9 protein-coding genes are annotated in these 11,416 nt (G+C 70.5%); 4 read left to right on the top strand and 5 right to left on the bottom strand.

All coding sequences use genetic code 11. The features are described 5' to 3' along the window. Positions 1–39: 39 nt before the first annotated feature. A complete protein-coding gene (locus ASD69_RS11680) occupies positions 40–1,095 on the bottom strand; it encodes a CDP-glycerol glycerophosphotransferase family protein (RefSeq protein ID WP_200943989.1) in 1,056 nt (351 codons plus the stop codon). Positions 1,096–1,117: 22 nt separating this feature from the next. Here ASD69_RS11680 and ASD69_RS11675 point away from each other — a divergent pair, with 22 nt between their 5' ends. Both ASD69_RS11675 and ASD69_RS11670 read left to right on the top strand, forming a co-directional pair. Beyond that, positions 1,118–1,933, top strand: coding sequence for a glycosyltransferase family 2 protein (locus ASD69_RS11675; RefSeq protein WP_056177999.1), 816 nt, complete (start codon positions 1,118–1,120; stop codon positions 1,931–1,933). Continuing rightward, on the top strand, positions 1,930–2,781 hold the full coding sequence (locus ASD69_RS11670; protein WP_056177998.1) for a glycosyltransferase family 2 protein: 852 nt from the start codon (positions 1,930–1,932) through the stop codon (positions 2,779–2,781). Before ASD69_RS11675 ends, ASD69_RS11670 begins: the two co-directional genes overlap by 4 nt. A 540-nt stretch (positions 2,782–3,321) precedes the next feature. Here the strand turns inward: ASD69_RS11670 and ASD69_RS11665 are convergent. From ASD69_RS11665 to def, 4 genes are all read right to left on the bottom strand, one after another. Then, complete coding sequence (locus ASD69_RS11665; protein WP_056177995.1) at positions 3,322–5,004, bottom strand: glycosyltransferase family 39 protein; 1,683 nt, start codon at positions 5,002–5,004, stop codon at positions 3,322–3,324. A gap of 844 nt (positions 5,005–5,848) precedes the next feature. Next, entirely contained in the window at positions 5,849–7,150 is a 1,302-nt protein-coding gene (gene rsmB, locus ASD69_RS11660; RefSeq protein ID WP_056177993.1) for a 16S rRNA (cytosine(967)-C(5))-methyltransferase RsmB, read from the bottom strand. Next, positions 7,147–8,070: a methionyl-tRNA formyltransferase gene (gene fmt, locus ASD69_RS11655; protein ID WP_056179842.1), complete on the bottom strand. Its 924-nt coding sequence runs from the start codon at positions 8,068–8,070 to the stop codon at positions 7,147–7,149. The genes rsmB and fmt overlap by 4 nt, the downstream gene beginning before the upstream one ends. A 220-nt stretch (positions 8,071–8,290) precedes the next feature. Beyond that, positions 8,291–8,812 carry a peptide deformylase gene (gene def, locus ASD69_RS11650; RefSeq protein WP_056177991.1) on the bottom strand — a complete coding sequence of 174 codons (522 nt, stop codon included), beginning with the start codon at positions 8,810–8,812 and terminating at the stop codon, positions 8,291–8,293. 161 nt (positions 8,813–8,973) lie between these two features. Between def and ASD69_RS11645 the strand changes: the two genes are divergently transcribed. Continuing rightward, positions 8,974–10,137 (top strand): LysM peptidoglycan-binding domain-containing protein, encoded by a 1,164-nt coding sequence (locus ASD69_RS11645; RefSeq protein WP_056179841.1) that lies wholly within the window; start codon positions 8,974–8,976, stop codon positions 10,135–10,137. Positions 10,138–10,228: 91 nt separating this feature from the next. Then, on the top strand, positions 10,229–11,371 hold the full coding sequence (gene dprA, locus ASD69_RS11640) for a DNA-processing protein DprA (protein WP_056177989.1): 1,143 nt from the start codon (positions 10,229–10,231) through the stop codon (positions 11,369–11,371). Positions 11,372–11,416: the final 45 nt, after the last annotated feature.

Genomic DNA, 11,416 nt, shown 5'->3' with positions numbered 1-11,416 from the left:
GAAGGCCAAAGGCAGGTGGCTGCCGCGCCTACGTCCGGCTCAGCCGCGGCCCCAATAGCCCAGTTCGCGGCGGATCTGCAGCGCGCGCAGGCGCGCCGAGAACGGCTTGGCGCTCAGGCGGCCCAGACGGCCGGCGAGCAGGTCCTCGGTGGCCGCGATCACACGCTCGGACGAGCGTCCGTCGCGGTAGGGGTGGATGGCGTCGGCGTAGGCGTCCAGCGAGGCCTGCAACTCCGGCGTCGGCGTGAACGCGCGCTCCAACATCGCCGGCAGCTCGGCCGGCTCGTGGAAATCGATCATGTGCGCCTTCGGCGCGCGGTTGCGGAAGGTCACGACCGGCTTGCGCTGGACCACGAACTCCGAGACCACCGACGTGGTATCGGCCACCAGCACGTCGGCGGCGCGTTGGGCCGCGATCAGTTGCTCGGTCTCGACGAAATCGGCGTTCGGACCAGCCAGCTTGCGGTAGCGTTCGAACAGCGCCGGCGGGCACTTGGGGTGCAGGGTCAGCAGCCAGAAACGATCGCCGCGCCGAACCTCCTGGGCGATCGCGTCGTATAGGTGCGGCGCCGCGCTCAGACGCTCGGTGAAGGTCGAGGCGAACAACACCACCGGGCGCCGGCCGGCGCGCCGGCGCAAGCGCGCGGCGCTGCCGTCGTCGTCGCGGAACAGCGGGTCGAGCTTGGGCCAGCCGGTTTCGACCACGGCGAAATGGCCGGCCTCGGCGGCCAGGGTGCGGAACGGCGCGGTGGTCGCCGGGCCCTGGGTGCAGTACAGGTCGAACAGGCCGCGCACGCGGAAATGGCCGCGCGCGTCCTCGCGTTTTTCGACGTTGAAGCCGTGGAACAGCTGGACCTTGGCCCCGCCGACGAAGGGCGGCACCCAGTTGGCGGCGCTGAACACGGCGCGTGGTTTCAGCGCCACCGCCTCGTGCAGACCGACGTTGCGCACCGGTGCGGCCAGGCTGGCGCCGGCCGCGCCGTCGACGAACCAGGCATGTACCGAGTGCCCCTGCGCTTGCAGCGCATCGGCCAGCGGTTGCAGGATGGGCAGCGCATAACGCTCGCTCGCGAACAACAGGTAATCCGCCATCAACGCATCCCGGACTGAATCGAACGTGGCCGCCGCGGGCGCGCAAGCGCGCGCGGCGCAGGCATCTTGCCAGCTTTCGGCCTGCATCATCGCGTTCAACGAGGCCGATCGCATCGGCGACTGCCTGGCCTCGCTGGCATTCTGCGACGAGGTGGTGGTGGTGGACTCGTATTCCACCGACGCCACGGTCGAGATCGCGCGCGCGGCCGGCGCGCGCGTGCTGCAGCGCCCGTTCGACGGTTTCCGCAGCCAGAAGCAGTTCGCGATCGAGCAGGCCGCGCACGACTGGGTGCTGTGCCTGGACGCCGACGAGCGCGTCGACGAGGCCCTGCGCGCGGCGATCCAGGCCGAACAGGCGACGGGCTTCGCCGCCGCGGCCGGCTACCGCTTCGCGCGCCTGTCGGCGTATTTCGGCAAGTTCCTGCGCCACGGCAACGCCTACCCCGACCGGGTGCTGCGCCTGTTCGACCGCCGCCGCGGCGGCTGGCGCGGCCAGCGCGAGGTGCACGAGGCCGCCAGCGTCGACGGCACGGTGCGGACCCTGCCGGGCGATCTGATCCACTACCCCTACCGCTCGCTGGAACAGCAACTGGCCAAGACCCAGCGCTACGCGCGGATGATGGCCGAACACGACTACGCGCGCGGCAAGCGCGCCACCCTGGGCAAGCTGGTGCTGGCGCCGGCCTGGCGCTTCTGGCGCGGCTACGTGCTGCGCCTGGGCTTCCTGGACGGCTGGCACGGCCTGGTCTACGCCTACGTGCGCGCCAACTACGTTCGCCAGAAAACCATCATGCTGTGGATGTTGCAGAACGGTCAGCCCGTCACCACCTCCGAGCCATGAACGCATCCACCGCCCCGCGCGCGAGCGTGGTCATCACCACTTACAACTGGCCCGAGGCGCTGGCACTGGCCCTGGGTGCGCTCGCGCGCCAGCGCCGCCTGCCCTACGAGGTGGTGGTGGCCGACGACGGCTCCCGCGATGACACCCGCGCGCTGATCGCCGCGACCGCGCGCGACTATCCGGTGCCGCTGCGCCACAGCTGGCAGGAGGACCGCGGCTTCCGCGTCGCCCTGGCGCGCAATCGCGCGATCGCGGCCACCTCCGGCGACTACGTGCTGTTGTTGGACGGCGACATGGTCGCGCACCCGCAGTTCGTCGCCGATCATCTGCGCGCGGCGCAGGCGGGCAGCTTCGTGCAGGGCCAGCGCGTGCTCACCGACGAACTCGGCCGCGACCGTCTGCTGTCGGGCGAAACCCAGGCGCTGGGCTTCTTCGACCGCGGGCTGACCCGGCGCCGCCACACCCTGCGCATCCCGCCGCTGGCGGCGCTGTCGCTGCGCGGCACGCGCGGCCAGAGCACCGCCGCGATCAAGACCTGCAACCAGGGCTGGTGGCGCGAGGATCTGGTCGCGCTCAACGGCTTCGACGAGCGCTACGAAGGCTGGGGCCGCGAGGACAAGGACCTGGCCGTGCGTGCGTTTCACGCCGGCCTGGAACGACGCTCGCTGCGCTTCGCCGGCCTGGCCACGCACCTGTACCACCGCGAACGCCACGACGACGGCGACAGCCCCAACGATGCGCTGCTGGCCGAAGCCAGGGCCAGCGGGCGGGTGCGCGCGCCGGTGGGGCTGGATCGGCATCTGGCGGAGTTCGCGGCGGCGCCGTTGGTGGATTTGCGTAAGCAGTAGCGCGAACGTAGGCCAGCACCGTTCTTGCCGGCGCCGACAACAGCGCGCGACGATGGCCATGGCGGCGCGGGTATTCGGTTCGGCGCGACGATGCGGTTCACCTCCGGCTCACCGCATCCTACGGCCAGCTTTCTGTGGGAGCGGCGTGAGCCGCGATGCCGCCGCAGGCGGCGAATTTGTCCCAAGCGCGAGACCATGCTGGACCCGTTTCGCGAAACGGCTTCGCGGCTAGCGTCGTTGCCACAGCTCATCGCGGCTTACGCCGCTCCCACAGGGGCAGGTCGTTGTGGAGGGCGGAAATCCGCGCCTCTCATTCGCGATCGATAACGCAAGCGTGGACCGGCGCGACGATGCGGCCGGCTCTCTGTGGGAGCGGCGTGAGCCGCGATGCCGCCGCAGGCGGCGCTTTCGCCCCGAGAGAGCCCGGCCGGAACGCCGTTTCACAAGACGGGCTCGTGGCTGGCGTCATCGCCGCCCTTCATCGCGGCTTACGCCGCTCCCACAAGGTCACGCAACGCGCCAGGGCGAGAACCCCGCCCCTTATTTGCGATCAATGGCGCAGGCGTGGATGGCCGCGCCGGGCACCAGGGTCCAGCCGCGGCGGTTGGCGTTGCCCATGTGGGTGGTCTTGGTTTCGTCCACGCAGGCATCCAAGGCCACGTCCTGCACCAGCAGCCAGCGCGAGTCCGGGCGCTGCGCCTGCCAGGCCAGGCCGCGGCGCATCTGCTCCTTGAAGTCGAGCTTGAAGCCGAAGGTGGTGGCCGGGCGGTCGGCCATCAGCAGGTTCTGTTCGCGCCAGGCGACCAGGGCCAGCTCCGCGTTCGGTCCGATCTTCTGACCCACCTCGGTCATCAGGCCGCGCGCGGACGAGGAGTCGTTGAGCAGCGGCGCCATCAGCAGGCCGAAGCCGACCCACAGGCCGGTCAGCAGCGACACCATCGCCGCCAGCGGACGCTTGGGACCGAACCACAGCAGGCTGGCCAAGCCCCACACGCCGACCGCCATCAGGCTGGCCGCCATCGCATGCGCGCCCTCGGCGATGCCGCGCTCGGCGACCAGCTTGCGTTCGAAACCGGGGTTGCCGAACCACATCGCCGCGCCCAGGCCCAACAGGCCCAGCGCGAACAGCCAGCTGAAACCGGCGGCGATGCGGCGCGGCCACAGCTTGCGCACGATGCCCGGCAGCAGCGGCGCCAGCGCCAGGCACACCATCGGCAGCGCCGGCAGGATGTACATGTCGCGCTTGCCGTTGGGCAGGGTGAAGAACACCAGCACCAACAGCCACCAGGCCAGCGGCAGCAGGTAACGCGGATCGCGCCGGCGCAGGCGGCGCCACCACGCCGGCAGCGCCCAGGGCAGCGCCAGCATGGTCGGCAGCCACATGGTCAGCACGACCTCCAGGAAGTACCACGGCGGCTGGCCGTGGTCCCAGGACGCGCCGTAACGTTTGGCGGTCTGGCGCAGCAGGATGTCGTCCATATAGGCGCGGTATTCGGGCGAACCGTTGGTGGTCGCGGCGATCACCATCGGCACCAGCCACACGCAGGCCGCAGCCACGAACGCGAGCGGGCCCAACCAGAACCGCCAGTTGCCGGCCTGCACGCGCACGCGCCAGCCGCGCAGCGAGGCGATGCCGGCCGGCACCAGCATCAGCAGCGCGATCGCGCCCACGCCCTTGCTGATCGTGCCCAGGCCGGCGGCAGCCCAGGCCAGTGTCCACATCCGCCAGTCGCCGCCGCCGTCCTTGCGCCAGGACAGCAGGTGCCGCAGCAGGCCGTAGTTGGCCAGGGTGATCCAGAACACCACCAGCGGATCGATCTGGGCCTTCTTGGATTGCCAGGTGAACTGGAACGCGAACAACAGCGCCCAGCCCGCGTACAGCCCGACCTTGCGCGTCCACAGGCGCCGGCCGAGATCGACCACGCACCACAAGGTACCCAGCGCGGCCAGCAGCGACGGCAGCAGGAAGGCCACCCGCCAATCGCGGAAGACGGTGTAGGCCGCGGCCTGCAACCACATGAACAAGGGCGGCTTATCCGAGTACAACTCGACGCCGCGATGCGGGAACAGCCAGTCCCCGCTTTCGACCATCTGCTTGGCCACCAGGGTGAACCGCGGCTCATCGGCCGGCCAGGGATCGCGCAGCCCGAGGCCGGCGCCCAGCACCAGCAGGGCGATGATCCAGAACAACCAGGTGTCGCGGGAGCGGGTCGAATTCTGCATGCGCGGGATGATAGCCGCGAAGCCGCGGGCGGATGTCGGAGAAACGTTCAGGACCCGGCGGACTCGGCGGGCGGACGTGGGATCAGCGCGCTATCTCCCCGATTGCCAAACCACCCCAAGAACCCGGCCCTCGCGATCGCGATCGCAGCCCACCGCCGCTCCTGCCCTACTCCCATGGCGGTGCCTGTGGCTGTAGGTGCCGTTGCCGTTGCCGTTGCATTCAAATCCAAAAGTCCCGCACTCACACGACGAACCGTAGACCCAAAGGGCGGCGCGCAGGACGCGCGCCGTTTTTCGAATGGACAGGGATGTCCATTCTTCTCTTTGGTTACTTTTGACCGAAGGGAATCCAGACGGACTCTTGGGCTAGCAAGAGAAAGTGACCCGCATGCGCAGCAGGCGGAAGCCTTTGACTTCCGTGAAGAACACGCGCAAAGCAAAGCAACAGCAAATCCTCCCCAACCCTCCTTTTCCAAAGGAGGGAGCCAGGAGCAAAAGCAAGTGACGCACATGCGCAGCAGGCGCTAGCCCTTGATCCAAAGCAAGTCCGATGCCAGCGGATCTCAACAAAACCCCGGCCAGCGCTGTAGCCGGAGTTCGCCATCGCGGCTTACGCCGCTCCCACAGAAGGCCGGTCCAACCCGGAACGAGCAACGTGGCCGGGATTCGCGGTCGCGGCTTGCGCCGCTCCTACGGAAAGCGCCCCTGAGAGGAGGTGGCGATACGCGTCGCCGTTTGCCTGTGGGCGCTGCATCCTACGGAACGGGATCCACGCCTAGGCAAGAATGATGGCGCGGGATGGCTACAACTTCGGGACAGCGGTAGCGGGCAGCGACGCCCGCCGCTACCGCACGGCCTTCCTCAAGCGCGAATAGAAGAAACCGTCGTAGCCCAACTCCCCAGGTAGCCGTTGTCGACCGACTTCGCAATCGCGCCCGTAGCTCGCATCCAAGGCCTCGGCCTGCGCATCGTCGGTCCGCGCCAGGAACGCGCGCACCTGATCCTCGTTCTCTTGCTTCAGGATCGAGCAGGTCGCGTACAGCAGCACGCCGCCAGGCGCCACAGTCCGCCACAGCGCATCGAGCAGACGCGCCTGCACCGCCGTCACCGCCGCGATGTCGGTTTCGCGCCGGTGCATCAGCACATCGGGCTGGCGCCGCACGATACCGGTGGCGGAACACGGCGCGTCCAACAGCACCGCATCGAACGGCGTCCCGTCCCACCAGGCGGCCAGATCCGACGCGTCGGCCGCGAGCAGACGCGCATCCGCGCCCAGGCGCAAGCGCGCCAAGCCGCTGCGCACCGTGTTCAAACGCGCCGCGTCCACGTCCAGCGCGGTGAGGCGTAGCGTGGGGTCACGTTCGAGCAGATGCGCGGCCTTGCCTCCGGGCGCGGCGCAGGCGTCGAGCACGCTCGCGCCGGCGGGCGGCGCGAGCGCGTCGGCGACCCGTTGCGCGGCGCCGTCCTGCACCGAGACCGAGCCGTCGGCGAAGCCAGGCAGCGAGGCGATCGCGACCGCCTCATCCAGACGCAGCGCATCGGCCAAGGCCTCGTCGACGCCGGCGATGAGGCCGGCTTCGCCCAGACGCGCGCGATAGCCGTCGCGCCCGCCCTGCTGGCGATTGACGCGCAGCCACAGCGGCGGCGCGCTGGTGCTGGCGTCCAGGATCGCGGCCTCGTCCTCGGGCCAATCGTGGCGCAGGCGCGCGCGCAGCCAAGCCGGCCAATGCGCATGCGCCTCGACCGTGGGCAGGCCGTCGCGTTGCGCGCGCCGCAGCAGCGCGTTGACCAGGCCGGCCTGATGGCTGCGGCCGATCGCGCGTGCGGCGTCGACCGTGGCCGCGACCGCGGCGTGCGCGGGCAGGGCCAGATCGAGTTGAGCGAAACCGACGAACAGCAGCGCGCGCAGGTCGCTGTCGCGCTTGCCCAGCGGGCGCGGCATCCAGGCCTTGAGCGCGGCCTCGTAGCGCGCCGGACGGCGCAGCACGGCGAAGCAGATCGCCTCGACCAGGGCGCGGTCGCGCGGGTCCTTCAGTGCGGGCAGCGCGTTGGCGAGTTCGGGCTTGAGCGAGCGCCCGCGGTGCAGCACCGCATCGAGCACGCGCGCGGCGACCGCGCGGCTTTCGGCGCCGCTGGCGGCGTTCACGCGCCGACCGCCAGGTCGCGGCGACCGTTGAGGTAGTCGGCGGCGGTGATGGCCTTGCCGCCGTCGCGCTGCAGCACGCGGATGCGCAGCGCGCCTTCGCCGCAGGCGACGTCGATGCCGTCGCGACCGGCCTGCAGCACCGTGCCCGGACCGGCGCCGTGGTCCAGCGCCAGCGCGACCGCGCCGTGCAGGCGCACGCGCTCGCCGGCCAGCACCGCCTCGGCCATCGGCCAGGGATTGAAGGCGCGCACCTTGGCCGCCAGCGCGATCGCGGGCTGGCTCCAATCCAGTCGCGCTTCGGCCTTGTCCAGCTTGTGGGCGTAGGTCACGCCCTCCTCGGGCTGCGCCCAGGGACGCGGGTACAGGTCCGCGCGCAGCAGGCCCAGACCGTCGCGGATCGCTTGCGCGCCGAGTTCGGCCAGGCGGTCGTGCAACTGGCCGCCGGTTTCCTGCTCGCCGATTTCGGTGGTCTGCGCCAGCAGCACCGGGCCGGAATCCAGGCCCTTTTCCATCTGCATCAGGCACACGCCGGTCTCGCGGTCGCCGGCCTCGATCGCGCGCTGGATCGGCGCGGCGCCGCGCCACCGCGGCAGCAGCGAGGCATGCACGTTCCAGCAGCCGTGGACGGGAATGTCGAGCACCGACTGCGGCAGGATCAGGCCGTAGGCGACCACGATCATCAGATCGGGCTCCAGCGCGCGCAGCGCCTTGCGCGAGATCGCGGCCTTGAAGTTCTCCGGTTGCAGCACCGGAATGCCGCGCAACAGGGCCTCGCGCTTGACCGGCGAGGGCGTGAGCTCGCGCCCGCGCCCGGCCGGGCGATCGGGCTGGGTGTACACGGCCACGACTTCGTTGCGCTGCGCGGCGGCGCGCAGGCTGGGCACGGCGAAATCGGGCGTACCGGCGAAGACGATCCTCAGGGACATGCGCAAACTCCGGAAGCGGGATTACGGACGCGTCCGTGCGGCGGAGGTCCGGGGACTAGCATGCCGTTTGCGGCGGGCGCGTTGCGCGCCGCGCGCAGAGCGAATGCGGGAAACGCGACAGGCCGCCCACGCTGCGGGCGACATGCGGCATCGTGTTAGCGCCGTCGGCAGGCGATCGGCGCGGCGCGCGGCGGGTTCGCCGCGCGAGCGGCCTTTACGCCGCGTCGCCGGCGAGCTTGCGCTGCTTGGCCAGCTTCTTGCGCACCATCTCGCGCTTCAGCGGCGAGAGGTAGTCGACGAACAGCTTGCCGTCGAGGTGGTCCATCTCGTGCTGGATGCAGACCGCGAGCAGGCCGTCGATCTGCAGCTCGAAGGGCTGGCCGTCGCGGCCGATCGCGCGCACCGTGATCTCGTTGGCGCGGGTCACGTCGGCGAAGATGCCGGGCACCGACAGGCAGCCTTCCTGATAGACCTGCTCGCCGGCCTTGGCCACGATTTCGGGGTTGATGAAGACCAACGGCCGGTCGTGCTCCTCGGACACGTCTATCACCATGAAGCGCTGGTGCACGTCGACCTGGCTGGCCGCCAGACCGATGCCCGGGGCCTCGTACATGGTCTCGAACATGTCGTCGAGCAGCGTCTGGAACGCCGGCTCGGTGACGTGGGCAGGGTCGACCGGCACGGCTTTGGTGCGCAGCCGCGGGTCGGGAAATTCGAGGATCGGCAACAGAGACATAGCGTCGAAAAAAATGGGGGCGTTGGTCACATACACAAGCAAGAAGGGGATTGTAACCCCGTTTTGGGCCTCGAAAGCTTGCAAGCACGGGGTTCTTCTGGGCTATAGTTCCGAGGCCCGCAAAGGGCAAACCTGCAAGGGGAATCAGGTAGATGGCCGCCATGTTTAAACCATTCCGCGCGGTTGCAACCGCCGCGTTGCTGACGATCGCCACCTACGCCCTCGCGGCGGAGATGCAGGGCGGTCACCCCGACACCTACGTAGTCAAGCGGGGCGATACCCTGTGGGACATCGCCGGTCGTTTCCTTAAGCGTCCGTGGCTGTGGCCGGAAATCTGGCAGGCCAACCCGCAGATCAAGAATCCGCATCTGATCTACCCGGGCGACGTGATCTCGCTGGCCTACCTGGACCGCCTGGGCGTGCAGCCCGGTCCGCGCCAGGAAGCCCCGGTCACCGGCATCCCGCTGGATCAGGTCGAGCCGTTCCTGAAGAACCTGCGCGTGGTCGACAGCTTCGAGCAGCTGCCCTATGTGGTCAGCCTGGAAGAGGACCGCCTGCGCGGCTCCCAAGGCCAGGTCGCCTACATCAAGGGCCTGGCAGGCGCTGAGGCCGGGCAGCGTTACGCCGTGGTCCGCCCGACCCAGCGCTACACCCGCCTGAGCAAGGAGAAGTGCTGCGACGTCACCGGCCGCACCACCACCCTGCGCAGCCACGATCTGGACTTCAACGGCCGCAACCCGCCCGGGTTCCAGGCCCTGTGGACCGACTCCACCCTGCCCCAGGGCCGCGGCGATCTGCTCGGTTACGAGCTGATGCAGCTGACCACGGGCACCGTGAGCCGCGGCGAAGTCGGCGGCGTCGGCGCCAGCACGCTGGTGATCGACGATGCCGGCCGCGAAGTCCGGGTCGGCGACCGTCTGATCCCGGTCGAAGCCCAGCCCTACGACCTGCAGTTCTTCCCGCACCCGCCGAAGCAGGAGCTCCAGTACGGTCACGCCCGCGTCCTGGCGGTGGCCGACCAGCTCACCAGCGGCGGCGCGCGCGACGTGGTCGCCCTGTCGGTGGGCCGTCTGGACGGCATCGATAACGGCACCGTGCTGTCGACCTGGCGCGTCGGCCGCAACGTGGTCGACCGGGTCAAGGTCGGCGCGGAGCGCTCCGAGGACACCGTCGGCCGCGCCAACAAGGTGCGCGTACCCGACGAGTACGCCGGCCACGTGATGATCTTCCGCACCTTCGACAAGGTCAGCTACGGCCTGGTCATGGAAGGCGTGCGCCCGACCCGGGTCGGCTACGAGCTCAAGCATCCGGACGCCCCGTACTGATCGGGGCACCCCGCAGGCCGGGGCGTTTTCCTACAGCAAGCAGCGACGGCGCCCTAGGGCGCCGTCGTCGTTTCCGGGCCAGGCTGTGCGCATGCCCGAAACCGCCGCCGACCGCCACGCCCTGATCGCCCTCGTCGCCGCCGACGGCCCCTGCGCGCCGCGCCGGACCCTGCTGGAGCGCCATGCCAGCCCCACCGCCGCGCTCGCGGCCGGCCCCGCGGCCTGGCGCCAGGCCGGGCTGGACCCGGCCCAGATCGCGGCCCTGCAGGCCCCGGACGCGGCCGTGTCGGCGCGCGCCCAGGCCTGGCTGGACCGGCCCGGCCACCACCTGCTCGGCTGGCGGCATCCGGACTACCCCGCGCTGTTGCGGCGCGCGCCGAATCCGCCGCTGGCCCTGTTCGTGGCCGGCGATCCGGTCCGCCTGTGGCACCCGGCCGTGGCCGTGGTCGGCAGCCGCGCGCCCACCCCGGGCGGGCGCGACAACGCCGCGGACTTCGCGCGCGCGTTCGCCGGCGCCGGCCTGGGGGTGACCAGCGGGCTCGCGGCCGGCATCGACGCCGCCGCGCACCAGGCCGCGCTGGACGCGGGCGGGCTGACCGTGGCCGTGCTCGGCACCGGGCCGGACCTGGCCTATCCGCGCGCCAATACCGCCCTGCACGCGCGCATCGCCGAGGTCGGGGCGGTGGTCAGCGAACACCTGCCGGGCACCCAGGGCCGGCCTTCGCACTTCCCCTCGCGCAATCGCATCATCGCCGGCCTCAGCCTGGGCACACTGGTGGTCGAGGCGGCCGAACGCTCCGGCGCGCTGATCACCGCGCGTCTGGCCGCCGAGGCCGGGCGCGAGGTGTTCGCCCTGCCCGGCTCCATCCACAACCCGCTCGCGCGCGGCTGCCATCGCCTGATCCGCGACGGCGCCGCCCTGGTCGAAAGCGCGGTGGAGCTGACCGTCGCCCTGGCGCCGCTGGCCCAGGAGCTGGCCGCCGACTTGCGGCTGCGTCTGAACGCCCCCATACAGTGCGGCCACACGCTCGTCACGAGGCCCGCTCAGGATGAACGCCTCGATGATCGCGACTACCAGTCCTTGTGGAACGCGCTCGGCCACGACCCCACCGGTATGGATCGCCTGGTCGAGCGGACCGGATTGACGCCTGCCGTACTGTCCTCCATGCTGCTGCTCATGGAGCTTGAGGGTCGCGTAGCGGCGCAACACGGCCGTTACTTCCGCAACCGCTGAGCCACTCTCTGTGCAGGGGCCCAGCGGTCGTCAGCCACTCCGGAC

Source organism: Lysobacter sp. Root604, assembly GCF_001427505.1.
In the GTDB taxonomy this organism is placed as follows: domain Bacteria; phylum Pseudomonadota; class Gammaproteobacteria; order Xanthomonadales; family Xanthomonadaceae; genus Lysobacter.
Note: the sequence above shows the minus strand (reverse complement) of the source record. Positions and strands in the feature narration are given on the sequence as shown.